This window comes from Pantoea sp. SM3 (genome assembly GCF_000963995.1).
Classification (GTDB): domain Bacteria; phylum Pseudomonadota; class Gammaproteobacteria; order Enterobacterales; family Enterobacteriaceae; genus Pantoea; species Pantoea rwandensis_B.
On record NZ_JZRD01000031.1, the window covers coordinates 58,394 to 80,601 of the forward strand.

The following is a 22,208-nucleotide window of genomic DNA, read 5'->3' on the forward strand; positions in this document are numbered from 1 at the left end:
ATTACGGCTTGCGTGCCACCAGTACCGCGCGTAGCGGTGCTGGATAACCTTCAATGGTTTTGCTGCTGTCGTTAGGATCAAAGAACTCGGCCAGTGATTCGCTGGTCATCCAGCTGGTGCGACGTTGCTCTTCCGTTGATGTCACCGCGTAATCCGCGATGCGCACATCGACAAATCCGCACTTCTCCAGCCAGCCTTTTAACGCGGCGGCAGACGGAATAAAGTAGACGTTACGCATTTGCGCATAACGTTCACCCGGCACCAGTACGGTGTTCTCATCGCCTTCCACCACCAGCGTTTCCAGCACCAATTCGCCATCACTCACCAACTGGTTTTTCAACTGCAGCAGATGATCAAGCGGCGAGCGGCGGTGATACAGCACGCCCATGGAAAACACGGTGTCGAAAGCCTGCAAGGCGGGCAGTTGTTCGATGCCAAGTGGCAGCAGATGGGCGCGACGATCGTCACCCAGCAGCTTGCGCACGGCTTCGAACTGACACAGGAACAGCTGCATCGGATCGATGCCGACCACCAGCTTCGCGCCTGCGCCAATCATGCGCCACATGTGATAGCCGCTGCCGCAGCCGACATCCAGCACCGTGCGATGCGTCAACGGCGAGATATGCGGCAGCACGCGATCCCATTTCCAGTCCGAGCGCCATTCGGTATCAATCTCGGTGCCGTAAAGGGAATAAGGACCTTTGCGCCAGGGCATCAGGTTGCGCAACAGGTTTTCAATACCGAGACGTTGGCGATCGGTGAGATCGTCAGCCGTGGCCGTGACGCTGTTGATCAGATCCAGCGTTTGCGGGTTCAGCAGCGGCAGGTAATCCACTGACTTTTCCCAGTCGCGGAATTTACCGTGCAGATTTTCACGCTGCCAGGCCGCTACTTGCGCGGGTAAGACTTCCAGCCAGCTCGCCAATGGGCCGGTGGCGATTTGCTGATAAAAACGGCCAAAATCAATCATTTCAACGCTACCAATGAACCAAAGTTAAAGCACTGGAACCACAATTCCGCGTGGGCAAAACCGGCGGTTTTCAGACGCGCTTTGTGCGCTTCTACACTGTCGGTGAGCATGACGTTTTCCAGCATGCTGCGTTTCTGGCTGATCTCGAGTTCGCTATAGCCGTTAGCACGTTTAAAATCGTGGTGCATGTTGAACAGCAGATCGCCCACTTCGCTATCTTCAAAGCTGAACTTCTCAGACAGCACCAGCGCGCCGCCAGGGTTCAAGCCGTTGGCGATTTTTTTCAGCAGTTCCAGACGTGCAGGAGGCTCAAGGAATTGCAGGGTAAAGTTCAGCACCACCATTGAAGCATTCTCAATATGGATATCCTGAATATCCGCTTCAATCACCTGCACCGGCGTGTCCGCGCGGAAGGCATCAATGTGACGGCGGCAACGTTCCACCATCGCGGGTGAGTTGTCCACTGCAATAATCTGGCAGCCCGGCACGTGAATGTTGCGGCGGACAGAGAGCGTGGCGGCACCCAGCGAGCAGCCGAGATCGTAAACCTGGCTATCAGGCTTCACGAAGCGTTCTGCCAGCATGCCAATCATCGAAATGATGTTGGAATAACCCGGCACCGAGCGCTGAATCATATCGGGAAAGACTTCAGCCACGCGCTCGTCAAAGGTCCAGTCACCCAGCTTATCGATGGGTGCGGAAAATAGCGTATCGCGGTCAGACATAATGAAAAGTCCGGAGAGAGGAATCGGAAAGGGCGCTATTCTGTCAGAAAGTCCCGCAGGCTGCACCCGCTTTGAGTTTAGAACAAGCTGCTTTGTTGCGGCCAGTCGGGCAGATTGCGCAGCGAAGGCTCAAGCTGCAACAGTTGAGGCCACAGCGCCTGCAGCAAGGGAAACACCTCGCCCATATCCGGCGTATGGATAAACAGCATCGGATCGCTTTCTGTCTGCCACTCCGCCAGTTTATGTTGCCACGGCTGGAACAGCGGCACGCTCTCATCCACGCTATCGCTGCCGATAAAGCGCACCATCGGTTGCGAACCGCTGCGCACAGCATGCGGTGGCACGCGCGGTTTTTTCGCCCGGGCGTCCACGGCGGCGGCGCTTTGCGAGGTGGACGCGTGCACCGGACGGCTATCGAGGATCACGCGATTCACGCCGCGTTCCAGCAGGCCACGGTTGAGCGCTCGCTCAGCCTCGCCTTTGGCAAAAAACTGCTCGTGGCGCACTTCCACGCCGTAACTAAATCCGCGCGGCAGGCTATCGAGGAACAGCCACAAGTCTTTCAATTGCGCAGGTGAAAAGGTTGCCGGCAGTTGCAGCCAATACTGCCCGATGCGCTGGCTTAACGGATCGAGCAAGCGGAAGAATTCGTTCAGCAGTTCATCGCAGTTCCGAAGCGCGGCTTTATGGCTGATGCTGTTGGGAAATTTAAAGCAGAAGCGAAAGTCATCGTGTGTCATATTGCGCCAGCGCATCACTGCTTCCGGAGAGGGCAGCGCATACAGCGTGGTGTTGCCCTCGACGCAGTCAAACAGCTGTGCGTAATCCGCCAGAGTTTCCAGGCCATACTGCTTCCAGCGGGGATGCTGCCATTGCGGTAATCCAATGCGAAGTGTCAAACGTGGCTCCTGAATCCTTTTGCGGGCGGGAATAGGCCAGGTAATGTACCCTGTTTTGGTGTTGGCAGGAAAATCCGTGCGATAAACCGCAATGTTTTGTCCGCTTTGATCTGGCTCTACTTATCCTGCCTGGGTTTTTCCATTATAATAGCCGCCTTTTTTGCGACAGCATCTCAGAAGGTTACGCGGCCTGATGCTGTCTGGCAGCAGCGGCGAAGTTAAAAGGATACGTTATGCGTACAGAATATTGCGGACAGCTCAATCTGTCTCACGTGGGTCAGCAAGTCACTCTCTGCGGTTGGGTTAACCGCCGTCGCGATCTGGGCAGCCTGATTTTTATCGATATGCGCGACCGTGAAGGTATCGCTCAGGTATTCTTCGACGCCGATCATCAGGACGCTTTCCAGCTGGCCTCTGAGCTGCGTAACGAATTCTGTATCCAGATCACCGGCACCGTGCGTGCGCGTGAAGAGAAAAACCGCAACAGCGATATGGCCACTGGCGATGTCGAAGTGTTTGCTCATGCGCTGAACATCATCAACCGCGCTGAACCGCTGCCGCTGGACTCTAACCAGACTAACAGCGAAGAAGCGCGTCTGACCTATCGCTATCTGGACCTGCGTCGTCCGGAAATGGCGCAGCGTCTGAAAACCCGTGCGAAAATCACCAGCTTCGTGCGTCGCTTTATGGATAACGAGGGCTTCCTCGATATCGAAACCCCGATGCTGACCAAAGCCACGCCAGAAGGTGCGCGTGACTATCTGGTGCCAAGCCGCGTGCATAAAGGCAAATTTTATGCGCTGCCGCAGTCCCCACAGCTGTTCAAACAGCTGCTGATGATGTCCGGTTTCGACCGCTACTATCAGATCGTTAAATGCTTCCGTGATGAAGACTTGCGTGCTGACCGTCAGCCAGAATTCACCCAGATCGACGTGGAAACCTCTTTCATGACCGCCGAGCAGGTGCGTGAAAAGATGGAGCGTCTGATTCGTGAGCTGTGGGTCGACGTGAAAGGCGTGGATCTCGGTGACTTCCCGCAAATGACCTTTGCCGAAGCCATGAACCGTTACGGTTCTGACAAACCCGATCTGCGTAACCCAATGGAGCTGGTGGACGTAGCTGACCTGCTGAAAAGCGTGGAATTCCAGGTGTTCGCTGGCCCGGCTAACGATCCGAAAGGTCGTGTTGCCGCGCTGCGTGTGCCGGGTGGCGCAGCGCTGACGCGTAAGCAGATTGATGAGTACACCAAGTTTGTTGAGATCTATGGCGCCAAAGGTCTGGCGTGGATGAAGATCAACGAGCGTGCAAAAGGCTTCGAGGGTGTACAGAGCCCGGTGGCGAAGTTCCTGACGCCAGAAATCGTGGAAGCGATTCTGAACCGCACCACTGCACAAGATGGCGATCTGATCTTCTTCGGCGCTGACCGTGCCAAAATTGTCACAGATGCTCTGGGTGCACTGCGTCTGAAAGTGGGCCGCGACCTGAAGATCACGGACGAAAGCATGTGGGCACCGCTGTGGGTCATCGACTTCCCAATGTTTGAAGCGGATGAAGAGGGCGGTCTGGCTGCGATGCACCACCCGTTCACCTCGCCGAAAGAACTGACGGCTGAACAGCTGGCGGTCGACCCGACGCAGGCCGTGGCGAACGCTTACGATATGGTGATCAATGGCTACGAAGTGGGCGGCGGTTCCGTGCGTATCCACAACGGTAAAATGCAGCAGACCGTGTTCAGCATTCTCGGTATTACCGAAGAAGAGCAGCGCGAGAAGTTTGGCTTCCTGCTGGATGCCCTGAAATACGGCACACCACCGCATGCGGGCCTGGCCTTTGGTCTGGACCGTCTGACCATGCTGCTGACCGGCACCGATAACATCCGTGATGTTATCGCGTTCCCGAAAACCACTGCAGCGGCGTGCCTGATGACCGAAGCGCCAAGCGAAGCCAACCCGGCAGCGCTGTTGGATCTCGGCATTCTTGTGGCGCCGAAGAAAGAAAAGTCAGAGAACAAGTAATGGGCTATAAACATCCGGTTTCAGTGCTGGTGGTGATTTTTGCGCGAGATACTGGCCGGGTGTTAATGCTGCAGCGACAGGATGATGAAAGTTTCTGGCAATCTGTGACGGGCAGCCTGGAAGCGGGTGAAAGTCCGCGCCAGGCGGCAGAACGCGAAGTGTCGGAAGAGCTGGGTATCGATGTCGCGGGCGAACAGCTGGTGCTGGATGATTGCCACAAACACATTGAGTTTGAAATCTTCCCGCACTATCGCCATCGCTACGCACCTGGCATCACGCACAACCGTGAACACTGGTTCCGGCTGGCACTTCCGCAAGAGCGCGATCTCCTTCTTACGGAGCATCTCGCCGCGCGCTGGCTCGATCCTGCCGCAGCCGCAGCCCTGACCAAGTCCTGGAGTAACCGCCAGGCAATCGAAGAATTTACCTGAATGCCCGCCGCCGCGCGTTTTTCCGGCGACGATTAAGGTAGATTCCAGAATTTCGACGAAGCTTATTTCCTTCGTACTAAAATCCGGTGCAAGACGTTTACCTTGCACCGCTAAAATTGAACAGATGGCGTAATCGGCACAGATTGTCAGTTCTACGCCGCCCTAATATTGAACAGTCGAGCGTAATCGGCGCAGCGAGGTCGGTTACCGCCAGCGCGCAGCAACCGGAGCGTACTTTTGTACGTGAGGATTGCGAGCACTGCCGGGAGCCGAGATCGCAAGTAAGATAGCTCGTGCGAAATAAAAGATCGGAGAAACAGTAAAGATGGCTGGACATAGTAAATGGGCGAATACCAAGCACCGCAAGGCGGCGCAGGACGCTAAGCGCGGTAAAATCTTCACCAAAATCATTCGTGAGCTGGTGACCGCAGCGAAACTGGGCGGCGGCGATGCCGGCTCGAACCCGCGTCTGCGCGCAGCAATGGACAAAGCCCTGTCCAACAACATGACCCGTGACACCATGAACCGTGCGATTGCACGCGGCGTGGGCGGCGAAGATGATTCCAACATGGAAACCATCATCTATGAAGGTTACGGTCCAGGCGGCTCAGCGGTGATGATCGAGTGTCTGAGTGACAACCGTAACCGTACCGTGGGCGAAGTGCGTCACGCCTTCACCAAAACCGGTGGCAACCTCGGCACCGACGGTTCCGTTTCTTACCTGTTCAGCAAAAAGGGTGTGATCTCCTTTGCGCCAGGCCAGGATGAAGATGCGGTCATGGAAGCGGCGCTGGAAGCCGGTGCGGAAGACGTGGTGAGCTACGACGACGGTGCGATTGATGTGTTTACCGCGTGGGAAGAACTGGGTGCAGTGCGTGATGCGCTGGAAGCCGGTGGCCTGAAAGCGGATACCGCTGAAGTCTCAATGATCCCTTCCACCAAAGCGGAAATGGATGCGGAAACAGCACCCAAACTGCTGCGTCTGATCGACATGCTGGAAGATTGCGACGATGTGCAGGAAGTTTATCATAATGGTGAAATTTCTGATGAGATCGCGGAAACGCTGTAATGGCGTTTCCCATTAACCGAACAGCCGGAGGCGCGTAGTGGCGATCATTCTCGGGATTGACCCCGGCTCGCGCGTCACCGGTTACGGTGTGATTCGTCAGGTTGGCCGCCAGCTCAGCTATCTGGGCAGCGGCTGTATCCGCACCAACGTTACCGATCTACCTTCTCGCCTCAAATTGATTTACGCCGGGGTGACGGAAATCATCACCCAATTCTCGCCAGACTATTTTGCTATCGAGCAGGTATTTATGGCGAAGAATGCAGACTCAGCGCTAAAGCTGGGCCAGGCGCGGGGCGCAGCGATTGTGGCGGCGGTGAATCTCGATTTGCCGGTGTTCGAGTATGCAGCGCGTCAGGTCAAGCAAACGGTAACTGGCACCGGTGGGGCAGAAAAAAGTCAGGTTCAGCACATGGTGCGCACCTTGCTGAAACTACCCGCTAACCCGCAAGCTGATGCTGCCGATGCGCTGGCAATTGCGATTACCCACTGTCATTTGAGCCAAAACACCACGCGACTGAGTGACGCTAAGCTGGTGATGACGCGTGGGCGATTGCGGTCCGGCTGACGAAAACCCAAACATTGAAGGCTGGATATTGATCCAGCCTTTTTTATGATATAAATACCCGTCATATTTCCACTGTCTGATGCGCGGGCTGCCCTTGTTCACCTGAATCACTGACCTCAGTGCGTTCATCGTGATGCGCTCGCTTGCCGCTTTAACATCAGCGGAAATCAATCAGGTATTTTTAGGATTACATAAGGAACTGCTCAGGTGATTGGTCGCTTACGAGGCAATATTCTGGAAAAACAGCCGCCGCTGGTGTTAATTGAGGCGCACGGTGTGGGTTATGAAGTGCACATGCCAATGACCTGCTTCTACGAGCTGCCGGAGATCAATCAGGAAGCGATTATCTTCACCCAGTTTGTGGTGCGTGAAGATGCGCAGCTGCTGTTCGGCTTCAATAACAAACAAGAGCGTGCGCTGTTCCGTGAACTGGTAAAAGTGAATGGCGTGGGGCCAAAGCTGGCACTGGCGATCCTTTCTGGCATGTCAGCTCAACAGTTTGTGACCGCCGTTGAGCGTGAAGAGATCGCGTCATTGATCAAGTTGCCTGGCGTCGGCAAGAAAACCGCCGAGCGTCTGGTGGTGGAGATGAAAGACCGCTTTAAAGGCATGCACGGCGATCTGTTTGGCAGTGACTCGACCTTCACATTGACCACGCCGTCTGAAGCGCCAGCAGCCAATGACGCTGAGGCCGAAGCGGTTGCTGCACTGGTGGCGCTTGGCTATAAACCGCAAGAAGCCAGCCGCATGATCAGTAAAGTCGGCAAACCTGATGCGGATTGCGAAACGCTGATCCGTGAAGCTCTGCGCGCAGCTATTTGAGGTAATGCATGATTGAAGCCGATCGCCTGGTCTCGGGCGGCTCTATAAATGAAGAAGAGAGCCTCGACCGAGCCATTCGCCCTAAGCTCCTGGCGGAATACGTGGGGCAACCGCAGGTGCGCGAGCAGATGGAGATCTTCATCAAAGCAGCGCAACTGCGTGGCGATGCGCTGGACCATCTGCTGATTTTCGGCCCGCCGGGATTAGGTAAAACCACGCTGGCTAACATTGTGGCGAATGAGATGGGCGTGAATTTACGTACCACCTCCGGTCCGGTGCTGGAAAAGGCAGGCGATCTGGCTGCGATGCTGACCAACCTCGAACCTCATGACGTGCTGTTTATCGATGAGATCCACCGCTTATCACCGGTGGTGGAAGAGGTGCTCTATCCGGCGATGGAAGACTATCAGCTGGATATTATGATTGGCGAAGGCCCAGCGGCGCGCTCGATTAAACTCGATTTGCCACCGTTCACCTTAATTGGTGCCACCACGCGCGCGGGCTCGCTGACATCACCGCTGCGCGATCGCTTTGGTATTGTGCAGCGTCTTGAGTTTTACAACGTACCGGACCTGCAACACATCGTCAGCCGCAGTGCAGCGTGCTTAGGATTGGCGTTGAGTGAAGAGGGCGCGTTAGAAGTGGCGCGCCGTGCCCGTGGTACACCACGTATCGCCAACCGTTTATTGCGTCGTGTACGCGATTACGCCGAAGTTCGTGCCAACGGTGTGATGAGTGGTGAAGTCTCTGCCAGCGCACTCGATATGCTCAACGTCGATAATCAGGGTTTCGATTACATGGACCGCAAGCTGTTGCTGGCTATCATCGACAAGTTCTCGGGTGGTCCGGTAGGGTTGGATAACCTGGCGGCGGCGATTGGTGAAGAACGGGAAACCATTGAAGATGTGATTGAACCCTTCCTGATTCAACAAGGATTCATTCAGCGCACGCCGCGCGGTCGTCTGGCCACGCAGCATGCCTATAAGCATTTCGGCATCAGCCGCGAAGAGTAAAGCCGGCCTTCGTCTGGCGGCGCGATTTCACGATCGAACATTCGCTGAGGGGCCATTAATGGCCCCTTTATTACGACGCTGGCTTTTTCGCCATGCTGATGATGAACAGCACAGCGGCGCAGAGTACGACGGAAGGGCCAGCGGGCGTGTCGTAAGTGGCGGAGAAGGTCAGTCCGCCGGTGACCGCCAGAATGCCAATTATCACCGCAAACCCGGCCATCTGTTCTGGTGAACGGGAAAAACGACGCGCTGTGGCGGCGGGAATAATCAGCAGTGAGGTGATAATCAGTGCACCGACAAACTTCATTGCCACACCAATGGTCAAGGCGGTAACCAGCATCAGCATCAGGCGCGTGCGTTGAATGTTGACGCCATCCACTTGCGCCAACTCCGGGCTGATGGTCATCGACAGCAGTGAGCGCCACTGCCATGCCATCACTGCCAGTACAATGGCCACGCCAGCGCCCATCATCCACAAATCATCCGGTGTGACCGCCAGCAAATCACCAAACAGATACGCCATTAAATCGACGCGTACACCCTGCATCAGGCTGACCACCACCAAACCCAGCGATAGCGCGCTGTGCGCCATAATGCCGAGTAGCGTATCAATGGCCAGATGCGGACGACGCTCCAGCCACACTAAGCCCAGAGCCAGAAAAACGGTCACCAGAATCACGGCATAATAGGGATTCACATTGAGCAGCAGGCCAAAGGCCACGCCGAGCAGCGAAGCGTGCGCAAGCGTATCGCCGAAATAAGACATGCGGCGCCAGACCACAAACGAGCCAAGCGGACCTGCCGCCAGCGCCAGCAGCACGCCACCGAGCCAGCCGGGTAATAACAGTTCAATCATGACGGACCATTTCCTTTACGCAGCACAATTCGTCCCTGTAAATCGTGACGGTGATTGTGATGATGGCGATAGATTGCCAGTTGCTGCGCGCCACGTGGGCCGAACATGGCGATAAATTCTGGATGCTGAGACACCGCTTCTGGCGTGCCGGAACAGCAGATGTGGTGGTTGAGACACAGCACTTCGTCAGTTTTTGCCATCACCAGATGCAGATCGTGCGAAACCATCAGTACGCCACAGTTGAGTTCCTGACGAAGCTGATCGATTAAATCGTAGAGCGCCACTTGCCCATTCACGTCAACGCCTTGCGTAGGTTCATCTAACACCAGCAACTGCGGTTGATTGAGCAGGGCACGCGCCAGCAGCACGCGCTGGGTTTCACCACCCGAAAGTTTTTGCAGAGGCGCATTGAGCAGATGTCCGGCCTGCACGCGTTTCAAAGCCGGGAGAATAGCATCACGCTTGCTGCCACGCGTCAGACGCATAAACCGTTCAACGGTGATCGGCAACGTCGGATCAATGTGCAACTTCTGTGGCACATAGCCGATGCGTAAACCGGGGGTGCGTTTGACGCTACCGCTTGTTGGCGTAAGAAGGCCGAGCACCGTCCGGACCAGCGTCGATTTGCCCGCGCCGTTCGGCCCAAGCAGCGTCAGTATTTTCCCCGGCTCCAGTGTCAGGCTGATACCTGCTAGCACAGGGCGCTGGGAAAACTTCACGGAGATGTTTTCAAGTGTAACAAGTGACGACATATTATTTACGGGTTGCATTGAATTTCGAATGTTATAATATCACATTCCATCAACAGGTCACGATGGAATGACGCATTATGTTACACATTAAGCAGCGCTTCGCTTTTACTCTTCCTGCTGCGGCACTCGCCGCCGCCTGCGCGATGCCCGCGCACTCAGCCGTAGTAGCTTCAATCAAACCGATCGGATTTATCGCAGCGGCCATTGCCGATGGCGTGACGCCAGTGGAAGTGCTGTTGCCAGATGGCGCTTCAGAGCATGATTATGCTTTACGTCCTTCTGATGTAAAACGTATTAAAAACGCGGACTTAGTGGTATGGGTTGGACCAGAAATGGAGGCGTTTCTGACCAAGTCTGCGGCAGAGTTACCTGAGGCTAAAAATCTCGAAATAGCGGCGATGTCAGGGGTGAAACCGCTGCTGATTCGTGGTGGTGAAGACGAGGACGAACATGAGCACGGTCACGATCATTACCATGACTCAGATAAGTCTGAAGACCAGGAGCCGTCTCATACACACCACCACCATGGTGAGTTTAATATGCACCTGTGGATGTCACCTGAGATTGCGCGACAATCTGCGGTTGCAATCCACGGAAAATTATTGGAACTTATGCCGCAAAGCAGAGCCAAACTTGACGCGAACCTGCAGCAGTTTGAAGCAGAATTAGCAGATGCGGATAAGCATATTGGCGCGCAGCTTGCCCCCGTTAAGAGTAAGGGTTATTTCGTTTTTCACGATGCATACAGCTACTTTGAAAAACACTACGGTTTGTCCCCTGCTGGACATTTCACCGTCAACCCTGAGATCCAACCGGGCGCCCAGCGTTTACATCAAATACGAACACAGTTGGTTGAGCAGAAAGCCGTATGCGTTTTTGCTGAACCACAATTCAGGCCGGCCGTCATCGATGCCGTGTCTCGCGGAACCAACGTGCGCAAAGGCACACTTGATCCGCTGGGCATGGGAATCAGCTTAACCAAAGACAGCTATGTGAAATTCCTCTCACAGTTGTCGAGCCAGTATGCGAGCTGCCTGAATGGAGCATAGAGGAATAAGTAAAAGTGCAGCAGATAGCCCGCTCTGTCGCCCTCGCATTTAATAATTTGCCGCGTCCCCACCGCGTTATGCTGGGTTCATTAACTGTTATCACGTTGGCCGTCGCTGTTTGGCGGCCTTACGTTTACCATCCCCATGATGTTGCCCCCATCGTGAAAGACATCACGCTGGACAAAAACGAACTGCGCACGCTGTTGCCCGAAGCTAGTGAGCCGATTGATCAGACCACGGTTGAACCGGAAGAAGAGATTCCGGCCGATGACATCGATAAAGATGTGCAGGACAACCCGAATCAACACGATTACACCGTTTCCTCTGGCGATACCCTGAGCAGCGCACTGAATCAGTATGGTATTGATCTCAGTGATATCAATGCGCTAGTCAGTAGCGATAAAGACTTCCGTAACCTGCGCGTCGGCCAGCAACTCAGCTGGACGCTGGATGCGGATGGTCAACTGCAAAACTTTACCTGGGAAGTGGATCGCCGCGAAACCCGCACTTACGAGCGTCAGCCGAATGGCAGCTTTAAGATGCAGCAGGAGATGCAAAAGGGTGAGTGGCAGAATAGTGTGCTGAAAGGTGAAGTGCGTGGCAGCTTTGGCGCCAGCGCCCAGCGTGCTGGCTTGACCAGTGCTGAAACCAGCAACGTCATTAAAGCCATGCAGTGGCAGATGGATTTCCGCAAACTGCGCGCCGGGGATGATTTCAGCGTGCTGATGTCTCGCGAGATGCTGGATGGCAAAAGTGCGCAGAGCCAGCTGCTCGGCGTGCGTCTGCGTACCGGTGGCAAAGATTACTACGCGTTCCGCGCTGAAGATGGCAAATTCTACGATCGCAACGGCTCAGGCCTTGCCCGTGGTTTTATGCGCTTCCCGACGGTGAAACAGTATCGCGTTTCCTCCAACTTTAATCCGCGCCGTCTTAACCCGGTAACGGGCCGCATCGCCCCGCATAAGGGTGTCGATTTCGCGCTGCCGATCGGTACACCGGTATTGGCCGTGGGTGATGGTGAAGTGGTGATGGTCAAAAATGGCGGGGCGGCGGGTAACTACGTGGCGATTCGTCACGGTCGTCAGTATATGACCCGCTATATGCACCTGAGTAAGGCGCTGGTGAAACCAGGACAGAAAGTGAAGCGCGGTGACCGTATTGCGCTGTCAGGCAACACCGGGCGTTCTACGGGGCCACATCTGCATTACGAAGTGTGGATCAACAATCAGGCCGTCAATCCACTTACGGCAAAACTGCCGCGTATGGAAGGGCTGACGGGTAAAGACCGCAGCAACTATCTGGCGGACGTGAAGAGTTATCTGCCACAGCTGGCACTGAAATAACCCATTTCTGTAGCCAATATTGAAAAAACCGACGAATTATTCGTCGGTTTTTTGCTATCTGACGCATGATGATTGCAAAATTAACCACCGTCACTATCATTGTCCCGTCATTGTCAGAGGCGAGTGCATGGAAACCCGAAAGAAAAATAACAGTGAATTTATTCCCGTTTTTCAACGTTCTTTTTTAAAACCGAAATACTGGGGCAACTGGCTGGCGATTGGTGCGCTGGCGGGCATGGCAATGCTGCCAGCCAAAGTGCGCGACCCGATTTTGGGTGGATTGGGGCGGTTTGCCGGTAAGCTGGCAAAAAGTGCGCGTCGTCGTGCGTTGATCAATCTCTATTATTGCCTGCCGGAGCTAAGCGAAGCACAGCGCGAAGAGATTGCTGATCGTATGTTTGCCACCGCGCCACAGGCGATGGTGATGATGGCTGAGTTGGGGATGCGCGATCCGGCTCGTGTGCGCCAACGCGTTGACTGGCACGGACGTGAAATTATCGAAGCCTTGCAGGCCAACAAAGAGAACGTGATTTTTCTGGTGCCGCACGGTTGGGCCGTGGATATCCCGGCGATGCTGCTGGCGTCAGAGGGCCAGATGATGGCGGCCATGTTCCATAATCAGAGCGATCCGCTGCTGGATTATGTGTGGAACACCGTACGCCGTCGCTTTGGTGGCCGCATGCATGCGCGTAATGACGGCATTAAGCCATTTATCGCCTCGGTGCGTCAGGGCTATTACGGTTACTATCTGCCGGACCAGGATCACGGCCCGGAGCACAGTGAGTTCGTGGATTTCTTTGCCACCTATAAAGCAACACTGCCCGCGGTCGGCCGATTGATGAAAGTATGTCGAGCGCGCGTGGTGCCACTGTTTCCGGTGTACAACAGCGAGACCCATCGTCTGGAAATCTATGTGCGTCCGCCGATGGACGATTTGCTGGATGCCGACGATAACACCCTGGCGCGGCGAATGAATGAGGAAGTTGAGATATTTGTGCGGCCGCATCCAGAGCAATACACCTGGATTTTAAAGCTGCTGAAAACGCGCAAAGAAGGGGATATTGAACCTTATGCGCGCAAGGAGCTTTATCCTCGCAAGAAATAACGAAGGGGCCGATTGGCCCCTTTGATTATTTTACCGATTCAACGTGGCTGCGTCGGATACGTTCACGCAGGAACAGCGTGACCAGGCCAAACCACAGCATACCCGCCGCAAAATTGATGCCGCTGAACCATGGCGTGCCCCCACTAAAGTAGCCTGCTTTCGCCAGTTCAATCCCGATGGCCAGCGTCAGAATACTGATCATACCTAGCATGGCTGCCACGCTGCCTTTACCTTCGCTGCTGGAATACAGCGTCAGACGATACAGACCGGCGTTGACCATGCCTGCGCCAAAGGCATACAGGCTCAATCCTGCGGTCAGCAGCAGGTAGGTATGGCTGTCGAGCAGGTTAGCCAGCAACGAGATGCTCAAGCCTATCAAAATCGGCCAGGCGGCGAATTTGACCGGCTGCTCGATGGGAACGCGACCCGCCAGTTTGCCCAGCGTCAGGTTGCCAGCGATCATGGCGAGGAACACTGGCAGTTGCAGCAGCGCATACTCCATGCGCGATAAGCCTTCGTCGTGCATCAGAATCACGGGCGACAGGGCAACCCAGGTCAGAATCGGAATAAACACCAGGCCAATAGCGAAAGATCCATATATCACCTGACGATCGCGTGCCAGACGGCCATAGGCGCGTGCCAGATTGGGCAGGGCAATGGAGTGACTGCGATCGCCAGCGGTTTCCGGCATGATGCGCCACAGCACCACAAAAGCCACCACGCTACAAATCGCAAACAGCCAGAACATGCTACGCCATTCACCCACGGTCAACCAGGCGGCACCTGCCAGCGGACCGGCCAGCGGGGCTAAGAGGGCCACGTTAGCCATTAACGCCATCATGCGCACCGCTAAAGCCTCATCAAACGCTTCCTGCACTGCGGCATAACTGACAGCACCGATAAAGCACAGGCTGATGCCCTGGATAAAGCGCAGGGTGACAAACTGTTCGATGTTCGTGACCCAAGTGGTCAGAATGCAGGCCGCAGCAAAGAACAGAATGCCGAACAGCAGGACTGGACGGCGACCATATTTGTCCGATAGCGGACCGAGCAGCCACTGCAGCACCACGCCGCCCATCAGATAAGCAGTAAGAGAAGTCGACACCCATTCCGGGCCGACGTTGAATTCAGAAGTGACCAGCAGCATGCCGGGCTGAATCATGTCATGGGCGATGTAAGTCGCGAACTCAAACAACACCAGCGCGAGCGGGAACAGCAGCACCCGTCCGGTGAGTTGGGTAATCGGTTGATAGCGGGCCATCTGGCCTCCTTGTCAGAAAAAATAAAAACGCGACTGCCAGGCAGTCGCGTTTATCCATGTTGTTACAGCCGCTGTTGGTGGAGCGTGCGCGTTTAGTCTACGCGCAGAACACGGCTGGTGTTGGTGGTGCCGGTGGTCGCCATCACGTCGCCCTGGGTGACAATCACCAAGTCGCCCGAGACGAGGAAACCTTTGTCGCGCAGCAGGTTCACTGCATCATGCGCGGCGGCTACACCATCATTATTGCTGTCGAAGTAAACCGGCGTCACGCCGCGATACAGCGCAGTCAGGTTCAATGTACGTTCGTGACGTGACATGGCGAAGATCGGCAGGCCAGAAGTGATACGTGAGGTCATCAGCGCGGTACGGCCCGATTCGGTCATGGTGATGATGGCAGAAACACCCTGCAGGTGGTTGGCTGCATACATCGCGGACATCGCAATCGCTTCTTCCACGTTGTCGAACTGCACTTCAAGACGGTGCTTAGACACGTTGACGCTTGGGATTTTTTCCGCACCGAGGCACACTTTCGCCATCGCAGACACGGTTTCCGCTGGATACTGGCCAGCAGCCGTTTCAGCTGACAACATCACAGCATCGGTACCATCCAGCACGGCGTTCGCCACGTCCATCACTTCAGCGCGGGTTGGCATCGGGTTGGTGATCATCGACTCCATCATCTGCGTGGCGGTGATGATGGTACGGTTCAGCTGACGCGCACGACGAATCAGCGCCTTCTGGATACCCACCAGTTCTGGATCACCAATCTCAACGCCGAGGTCGCCACGTGCGACCATCACTACGTCAGAGGCGAGGATGATATCATCCATCGCTTCCTGTGACGCAACGGCTTCAGCACGTTCGACTTTGGCCACCAGTTTGGCATCACAACCTGCATCGCGCGCCAGGCGGCGAGCGTAGTTCATGTCTTCCCCATTACGTGGGAAGGACACGGCAAGATAATCCACGCCGATTTTCGCGGCGGTGATGATATCGACTTTATCTTTCTCCGTCAGCGCTTCTGCAGACAGACCGCCACCGAGTTTATTGATGCCTTTATTGTTGGAAAGCGGGCCGCCGACAGTGACTTCGGTGAAGACTTTCACACCCTGAACTTCCAGCACCTTCAACTGCACGCGACCATCATCCAGCAGCAGGATGTCGCCTGGCACTACGTCTTCTGGCAGGCCTTTGTAGTCGATACCGACTTTCTCTTTATCGCCTTCGCCTTTGCCCATATCCGCATCCAGCAGGAAGCGATCGCCGACATTCAGGAAGACTTTGCCTTCTTTGAAGGTGGAAACACGAATTTTTGGACCTTGCAGGTCGCCCAGAATCGCCACGTGACGGCCAAGCTTAGCGGCAATCTCACGCACCTTGTTGGCGCGCATCTGGTGGTCTTCCGGGGTGCCGTGGGAGAAATTGAGTCGCACCACGTTCGCGCCCGCCGCGATGATTTTTTCGAGGTTATTGTCGCGATCGGTGGCTGGGCCGAGGGTAGTTACGATCTTGGTTCTTCTGAGACGTCTTGACATGAAGGACTCCGTTGACAAAGGTTCGTGTCACTCTCAAGGGGACACGGTGTAATCGCATATTCTATATGATCGATGGGCTGTGATTCGACTCACATTGTGAATGTGATGTTAATTATTTTACTGCACCCGCTTTTCCAGGCGCGAATCTTTGAGCGCTTCTTTCACCCGTTTCAGATTTTCGCGGAAAGCCGCGCCACGCTCAAGGGTAAAACCTGTCGCCAAAACATCAACCACGGTTAATTGCGCAAGGCGGGAAACCATCGGCAGGTAGATATCCGTATCTTCAGGTACATCGAGCGTCAGTGCGAGGGTTGCTTCTGCCGCAAGGGGTGAACCCGGAGAGGTGATAGCCAGTACTGTGGAAGCGTTTACACGCGCCAGGCGAGCCAGTTCTATCATATTTTTGGTTCGACCAGTATGTGATATGAGAACAAAAACGTCATTTGGCCCACTATTTATGCAACTCATGCGCTGGATCACAATATCCTCTGACCAGATGACCGGCAGATTAAAGCGCAGGAATTTATTGGTCGCGTCGTGCGCCACAACCGCTGAGGCACCAAGACCAAAGAAGGCGATTTTTCGGGCCTGAGTCAGAGCCAAAACGGCTTGATCAATGACCTGTAGATCCAACTGTTGGCGCACATGGCTTAAGCCGGCGAGGGCGGAATCAAAAATCTTGTGGCTGTAACTTTCAACGCTGTCATTTTCTTCCACATCGCGACTGACCCAGTTCGGTCCTTTCGCCAGACTCTGCGCCAGCCGTAACTTGAAGTCGGGGAAGCCGCGCGTGCCCATACGATGACAAAAGCGATTGACGGTCGGTTCGCTGACATCGGCGGCACGGGCCAGGGTGGCGATGCTGGAGTGCATCGCCTGCTGCGGAGCGGCAAGAATCTGTTCTGCCACTTTCCGTTCTGATTTGCTCAGCGCGTGAAGTTGCGCCTGAATATGTTCCAGCATGTCGTTAACCCGATGCGTCTCAATCACTTTCGTCGCGTTCATCACATGATAAAACGCTGCCAATTCACAACAATATACCGTGTAATACACCCTCGCACGCAGCAGCGGACAAATGTAAGCGCGTTTTTTTTGTCATACTTTGATCGTTGCCGGGTTTTATCCCGACAAACATCGAAACAGAAAAAGCGGCAAAAGCGCACACCACAACACACCTTTGTTCGCCATCATGTTCAAAGTAATGGCTAATGCCACACCGCGTCTGGGTTGTTCCGATGCGGGGAAAAAAGTACATTGTGCTGTAAGAAAATTACAATAAGGACCTGGGATGATGAGGACGCTCAAACCGGGTATATCCTGCAACGAGGAGAGGAAAATGGCGGTAACACAAACAGCCCAGGCATGCGATCTGGTTATTTTCGGTGCCAAAGGCGATCTTGCTCGCCGGAAACTGTTGCCTTCACTGTATCAGCTGGAGAAAGCCGGTCAGATTCACGACACCACACGCATCATCGGCGTGGGGCGCGCGGAGTGGGACAAAGACGCGTACACCAAAGTGGTCCGTGAAGCGCTGGAAACCTTCATGAAGGAGAAAATCGACGAAGCGCTGTGGGATAAACTCAGCAGCCGTCTCGATTTCTGCAACCTCGACGTTAACGACACCTCGCATTTCACCAAACTGGGCAAGATGCTTGACCAGAAAGATCGTGTCACCATCAACTACTTCGCCATGCCGCCGAGCACCTTTGGTGCAATTTGCGACGGTCTGGGCGCCGCCAAGTTGAATGCTAAACCGGCGCGCGTGGTGATGGAGAAGCCGCTCGGCACCTCGCTCGAGACCTCGCAAGAGATCAATGACAGCGTTGGCAAGTACTTCGAAGAGAGCCAGGTGTTCCGTATTGACCACTATCTCGGTAAAGAGACGGTACTGAACCTGCTGGCACTGCGTTTCGCCAACTCCATCTTCGTCAATAACTGGGATAACCGCACCATCGATCACGTGCAGATTACCGTGGCGGAAGAGGTGGGTATCGAAGGCCGTTGGGGTTACTTCGATAAAGCTGGCCAGATGCGTGACATGATCCAGAACCACCTGTTGCAGATCCTCACCATGATCGCCATGTCACCGCCATCCGATCTCAGTGCGGATGCCATCCGTGATGAGAAAGTGAAGGTACTGCGTTCGCTGCGTCGTATCGACCAAACCAACGTGCGTGAAAAAACCGTGCGTGGCCAATACACCGCCGGCTTCGTGCAGGGCAAAAAAGTGCCAGGCTACCTGGAAGAAGAGGGCGCGAACAAGCAGAGCGCCACCGAGAGCTTCGTGGCGATCCGTGTTGATATCGACAACTGGCGCTGGGCGGGCGTGCCGTTCTACCTGCGCACCGGTAAGCGCTTGCCGACCAAATGCTCTGAGGTTGTGGTGTACTTCAAGAACCCAGAGATGAACCTGTTCAAAGACTCCTACGCTGAACTGCCGCAGAACAAGCTGACTATTCGTCTGCAGCCAGATGAAGGTGTGGATATCGAGATCCTGAACAAAGTGCCGGGTCTGGACCACAAGCACAAACTGCAGACCACCAAGCTGGATCTGAGCTACTCCGAGACCTTCAACCAGTCGCATCTGGCGGATGCCTATGAGCGTCTGCTGCTGGAAACCATGCGTGGTATTCAGGCGCTGTTTGTACGCCGTGACGAAGTGGAAGCGGCGTGGGGCTGGGTGGATTCCATCATTGATGCCTGGAACGCCGATGCCGAAGCGCCTAAGCCATACCAGGCCGGCACCTGGGGCCCGGTGGCTTCCGTCGCGATGATTACGCGTGATGGCCGTTCGTGGAATGAGTTTGAATAAGCCTTGATATCTAAGCCCGCCATTAAGCGGGCTTTTTTGTGCCCAAAATTCATTTTTCTTAAAACTGAACCAGAGTTTCAAAAAATTTTGATATCCGATAGACGCCGCTCCAGCCAATCTTGTATGGTAGAGCCCAAACATTGACAGCCGGATGTGAGTCGGGCTGATGCAACTAAGGAAACGTGATGAAGAACTGGAAAACCACTGCTGAACAGATCATGACGACGGGCCCGGTTGTGCCGGTGATCGTGGTGAATAAACTGGAACACGCCGTGCCGATGGCCAAAGCTCTGGTGGCCGGTGGTGTGCGCGTACTGGAAGTGACGCTGCGAACGCCGGTCGCGATGGACGCGCTGCGTGCGATGATCAAAGAAGTGCCAGAAGCGATTGTCGGCGCGGGCACAGTGATCAACACCCAGCAGCTGAAAGAGGTGACTGACGCCGGTGCGCAGTTCGTGATCAGCCCAGGCTTGACGGAGCCGTTGCTGAAAGCCGCAGTTGAAGGTCCGGTACCACTGATTCCGGGCATCAGCACCGTTTCTGAACTGATGTTGGGTATGGATTATGGCCTGCGTGAGTTTAAGTTCTTCCCGGCTGAGGCAAATGGGGGTGTTAAAGCGCTGTCAGCGATTGGCGGTCCGTTCCCGCAGGTGCGTTTCTGCCCAACCGGCGGTATTTCACCCGCCAACTATCGTGACTACCTGGCGCTGAAAAGCGTGCTCTGTATTGGTGGTTCGTGGTTGGTGCCGAATGATGCGCTGGAAAGCGGCGATTGGGATCGCATTACGCGTCTGGCTCGCGAAGCCGTTGAAGGCGCGAAATAACGCATTTGCAGATTTAATTGAGCATGCATTATTGGAACTGAAAGGGCGGCCTGGTGGCCGCCCTTTCACGCTGTCTTAATAGACGAATAGCAGCCGAGGGTATTAGCCCTCAACTTTCACGGCTGCGGCGCTTGCTACGGCACGCGCAATCGCCTCGTCGGTATTGTCACCGGTAGCCAGTGCTACGCCGAGGCGACGCTGACCGGCAATTTCCGGCTTGCCGAACAGGCGCAGTTGCAGACCGGCACCCAATGCCGCTTCGATGTTCACGAACTGCACATTGTTGCTGTCCAGCTGTGGCAGGATCACCGCCGAAGCCGCCGGGCCATACTGGCGAATACCACCGATTGGCAAGCCGAGGAACGCGCGCACATGCAGAGCAAACTCGGACAGATCCTGAGAGATCAGCGTTACCATGCCGGTATCGTGTGGGCGTGGCGACACTTCGCTAAACACTACCTCATCACCGCAGACAAACAGCTCAACGCCAAACAGACCGTATCCACCTAATGCTTTCACCACGTTGGCTGCAATATCCTGAGCGCGTTGCAGCGCCAGGTCGGTCATCTGCTGTGGCTGCCAGGATTCACGGTAATCGCCATCTTCCTGACGATGGCCAATCGGCGCGCAGAAATGGATGCCATCTACTGCGCTGATGGTTAGCAGGGTGATTTCGAAATCAAATTTCACCACGCCTTCAACGATCACGCGACCGGCACCGGCACGACCGCCTTGCTGCGCGTAATCCCAGGCTTTATCCAGCTGGCTCGCTTCGCGGATGAAGCTCTGACCTTTGCCCGATGAACTCATCACCGGTTTAACGATGCACGGGAAGCCAATTTCATTGGCGGCCGCTACGAAATTCTCTTTGCTGTCAGCGAACTGATAGGTTGAAGTCGGTAACGACAACTCTTCTGCCGCCAGACGGCGAATACCTTCGCGGTTCATGGTCAGGCGCGCAGCACGCGCGGTAGGCACCACTTTCTGGCCTTGTGCTTCCAGTTCCAGCAGTTTCTCAGTGGCAATAGCTTCAATTTCTGGCACCACAAAGTGCGGCTTTTCCTGCGCGATTAACGCAGCCAGCGCATCACCGTCCAGCATATTGATCACGTGGCTACGGTGCGCAACGTGCATTGCAGGTGCATCGGCATAACGATCCACGGCAATCACTTCCACACCCAGACGCTGACACTCCAGCGCCACTTCTTTGCCCAATTCGCCTGAACCTAACAGCATCACACGCGTTGCGGCAGGGCGCAGCGCGGTTCCGAGAGTCGTCATAATTTCACCTTAGCAGTCAAAATGCGCGCGCAGTATATACGAAAACGTTTGCGTACTCACGCATTCACCTTCATCAGGTTTGCCATACTTTTCCCGCTCTGACGTTACCTGACACAAGCTGCGGCAGCATGGAACGCGGAAACTTAAACGGGAGTTAAACGATGAGCAATTGGTTGCAGCAAATCCAGTCGGTGCTGGCGAAGAAGGGCGGCGACGGCAAAGCCGGTGGTTTGAGCGATATGCTGGCCCCCGGCGCGCTGGGTGGGTTAGCGGGATTGCTGGTGGCGAGCAAGTCTACACGAAGCCTGTTGACCAAATATGGCGGCAAAGCCTTGCTGGTCGGTGGCGGTGCGGCAGCGGGTGCCGTGCTGTGGAATAAATACAAACAGCGTGTGCGTGAAACGCATCAGGATGAGCCGGGATTTGGTCAGTTGCAGACGCCCGTTGATCAGCGCGCTGAACGTCTGGTGACGGCGTTAGTATTCGCCGCCAAAAGTGATGGTCATATTGACGATCGTGAACGCGCCGCCATTGAGCAGAATATACATCAGGCGGGTTATGGTTCACAGGCGGAAACGCTGATACAGCAAGCGATGAACCGTCCGCTCGATCCACAGTGGCTGGCAGCAGATGTGAAAAACGAAGAAGAGGCGCTAGAGCTCTATTTCCTGAGTTGCGCCGCTATCGATGTGGATCACTTTATGGAGCGCAGCTATCTCTCTGCACTGGGAGATGCCCTGAAGATCCCGCAGGATGTGCGCGACGGTATTCAGCGCGATATTCAGGCGGAGAAAGCCGCATAATTGAACGGAGGGCCTGGTCATGGGGCCCTTCACTGTACTTCCTGTGCGCTGCTGCTTGGCTTCCCGCGTGATAAGTGC

The 22,208-nt window shown here is 55.1% G+C and carries 21 protein-coding genes; 12 read left to right on the top strand and 9 right to left on the bottom strand.

From position 1 onward, the window contains the following. Window position 1: 1 nt before the first annotated feature. The 3 genes from cmoB to VI01_RS17300 all read right to left on the bottom strand — a co-directional run bounded on the left by cmoB (window position 2) and on the right by VI01_RS17300 (window position 2,594). Window positions 2-970, bottom strand: coding sequence for a tRNA 5-methoxyuridine(34)/uridine 5-oxyacetic acid(34) synthase CmoB (gene cmoB, locus VI01_RS17290; protein WP_045816045.1), 969 nt, complete (start codon window positions 968-970; stop codon window positions 2-4). After that, entirely contained in the window at window positions 967-1,695 is a 729-nt protein-coding gene (gene cmoA / locus VI01_RS17295) for a carboxy-S-adenosyl-L-methionine synthase CmoA (protein ID WP_038646496.1), read from the bottom strand. The genes cmoB and cmoA overlap by 4 nt, the downstream gene beginning before the upstream one ends. Window positions 1,696-1,772: 77 nt before the next feature. Next, on the bottom strand, window positions 1,773-2,594 hold the full coding sequence (locus tag VI01_RS17300) for a DUF72 domain-containing protein (RefSeq protein WP_045816046.1): 822 nt from the start codon (window positions 2,592-2,594) through the stop codon (window positions 1,773-1,775). Window positions 2,595-2,827: 233 nt separating this feature from the next. Here VI01_RS17300 and aspS point away from each other — a divergent pair, with 233 nt between their 5' ends. From aspS to ruvB, 6 genes are all read left to right on the top strand, one after another. Further along, window positions 2,828-4,609: an aspartate--tRNA ligase gene (gene aspS / locus VI01_RS17305; RefSeq protein WP_045816047.1), complete on the top strand. Its 1,782-nt coding sequence runs from the start codon at window positions 2,828-2,830 to the stop codon at window positions 4,607-4,609. After that, window positions 4,609-5,040: a dihydroneopterin triphosphate diphosphatase gene (nudB, locus tag VI01_RS17310; RefSeq protein ID WP_045816048.1), complete on the top strand. Its 432-nt coding sequence runs from the start codon at window positions 4,609-4,611 to the stop codon at window positions 5,038-5,040. Before aspS ends, nudB begins: the two co-directional genes overlap by 1 nt. 325 nt (window positions 5,041-5,365) lie before the next feature. Next, window positions 5,366-6,109 carry a YebC/PmpR family DNA-binding transcriptional regulator gene (locus tag VI01_RS17315; protein WP_038646507.1) on the top strand — a complete coding sequence of 248 codons (744 nt, stop codon included), beginning with the start codon at window positions 5,366-5,368 and terminating at the stop codon, window positions 6,107-6,109. A 37-nt stretch (window positions 6,110-6,146) separates the two neighbouring features. Continuing rightward, window positions 6,147-6,674: a crossover junction endodeoxyribonuclease RuvC gene (gene ruvC / locus VI01_RS17320; protein WP_038646509.1), complete on the top strand. Its 528-nt coding sequence runs from the start codon at window positions 6,147-6,149 to the stop codon at window positions 6,672-6,674. 207 nt (window positions 6,675-6,881) lie between these two features. After that, on the top strand, window positions 6,882-7,496 hold the full coding sequence (ruvA, locus tag VI01_RS17325; protein WP_034828652.1) for a Holliday junction branch migration protein RuvA: 615 nt from the start codon (window positions 6,882-6,884) through the stop codon (window positions 7,494-7,496). A gap of 8 nt (window positions 7,497-7,504) precedes the next feature. Then, window positions 7,505-8,509, top strand: coding sequence for a Holliday junction branch migration DNA helicase RuvB (ruvB, locus tag VI01_RS17330; protein WP_045816049.1), 1,005 nt, complete (start codon window positions 7,505-7,507; stop codon window positions 8,507-8,509). A 70-nt stretch (window positions 8,510-8,579) separates the two neighbouring features. Here the strand turns inward: ruvB and znuB are convergent, their stop codons facing one another. Continuing rightward, window positions 8,580-9,365 carry a zinc ABC transporter permease subunit ZnuB gene (gene znuB, locus VI01_RS17335; protein WP_038646513.1) on the bottom strand — a complete coding sequence of 262 codons (786 nt, stop codon included), beginning with the start codon at window positions 9,363-9,365 and terminating at the stop codon, window positions 8,580-8,582. Beyond that, on the bottom strand, window positions 9,362-10,117 hold the full coding sequence (znuC, locus tag VI01_RS17340; protein WP_038650045.1) for a zinc ABC transporter ATP-binding protein ZnuC: 756 nt from the start codon (window positions 10,115-10,117) through the stop codon (window positions 9,362-9,364). The genes znuB and znuC overlap by 4 nt, the downstream gene beginning before the upstream one ends. A 77-nt stretch (window positions 10,118-10,194) precedes the next feature. On the opposite strand from znuC, the gene znuA reads away from it, so the two are divergent. The 3 genes from znuA (at window position 10,195) to lpxM (ending at window position 13,614) form a co-directional block, all read left to right on the top strand. Further along, window positions 10,195-11,166 (top strand): zinc ABC transporter substrate-binding protein ZnuA, encoded by a 972-nt coding sequence (gene znuA / locus VI01_RS17345; RefSeq protein WP_045816050.1) that lies wholly within the window; start codon window positions 10,195-10,197, stop codon window positions 11,164-11,166. A gap of 14 nt (window positions 11,167-11,180) precedes the next feature. Further along, window positions 11,181-12,509, top strand: a complete 1,329-nt coding sequence (gene mepM / locus VI01_RS17350) for a murein DD-endopeptidase MepM (protein WP_045816051.1) — start codon at window positions 11,181-11,183, stop codon at window positions 12,507-12,509. 127 nt (window positions 12,510-12,636) lie between these two features. Beyond that, the gene (lpxM, locus tag VI01_RS17355; RefSeq protein WP_038646521.1) at window positions 12,637-13,614 is read left to right on the top strand and encodes a lauroyl-Kdo(2)-lipid IV(A) myristoyltransferase; all 978 of its coding nucleotides are present in this window, start codon (window positions 12,637-12,639) and stop codon (window positions 13,612-13,614) included. Between the two features lie 25 nt (window positions 13,615-13,639). On the opposite strand, the gene VI01_RS17360 is transcribed toward lpxM, so the two are convergent. The 3 genes from VI01_RS17360 to VI01_RS17370 all read right to left on the bottom strand — a co-directional run bounded on the left by VI01_RS17360 (window position 13,640) and on the right by VI01_RS17370 (window position 17,373). Beyond that, the gene (locus VI01_RS17360) at window positions 13,640-14,875 is read right to left on the bottom strand and encodes an MFS transporter (protein WP_045816052.1); all 1,236 of its coding nucleotides are present in this window, start codon (window positions 14,873-14,875) and stop codon (window positions 13,640-13,642) included. Between the two features lie 92 nt (window positions 14,876-14,967). Continuing rightward, window positions 14,968-16,410, bottom strand: coding sequence for a pyruvate kinase (gene pyk / locus VI01_RS17365; RefSeq protein WP_038646525.1), 1,443 nt, complete (start codon window positions 16,408-16,410; stop codon window positions 14,968-14,970). 117 nt (window positions 16,411-16,527) lie between these two features. Then, the gene (locus VI01_RS17370; protein WP_045816103.1) at window positions 16,528-17,373 is read right to left on the bottom strand and encodes a MurR/RpiR family transcriptional regulator; all 846 of its coding nucleotides are present in this window, start codon (window positions 17,371-17,373) and stop codon (window positions 16,528-16,530) included. Window positions 17,374-17,746: 373 nt separating this feature from the next. On the opposite strand from VI01_RS17370, the gene zwf reads away from it, so the two are divergent. Continuing rightward, window positions 17,747-19,222, top strand: a complete 1,476-nt coding sequence (gene zwf, locus VI01_RS17375; protein ID WP_034828667.1) for a glucose-6-phosphate dehydrogenase — start codon at window positions 17,747-17,749, stop codon at window positions 19,220-19,222. Between the two features lie 185 nt (window positions 19,223-19,407). Continuing rightward, the gene (locus VI01_RS17380; RefSeq protein WP_034828669.1) at window positions 19,408-20,046 is read left to right on the top strand and encodes a bifunctional 4-hydroxy-2-oxoglutarate aldolase/2-dehydro-3-deoxy-phosphogluconate aldolase; all 639 of its coding nucleotides are present in this window, start codon (window positions 19,408-19,410) and stop codon (window positions 20,044-20,046) included. A 102-nt stretch (window positions 20,047-20,148) separates the two neighbouring features. Here VI01_RS17380 and purT read toward each other — a convergent pair whose 3' ends face one another. Then, entirely contained in the window at window positions 20,149-21,327 is a 1,179-nt protein-coding gene (gene purT, locus VI01_RS17385) for a formate-dependent phosphoribosylglycinamide formyltransferase (protein ID WP_038646529.1), read from the bottom strand. A 161-nt stretch (window positions 21,328-21,488) separates the two neighbouring features. On the opposite strand from purT, the gene VI01_RS17390 reads away from it, so the two are divergent. After that, complete coding sequence (locus tag VI01_RS17390) at window positions 21,489-22,130, top strand: tellurite resistance TerB family protein (protein WP_034828672.1); 642 nt, start codon at window positions 21,489-21,491, stop codon at window positions 22,128-22,130. The last annotated feature ends 78 nt before the right edge of the window (window positions 22,131-22,208 follow it).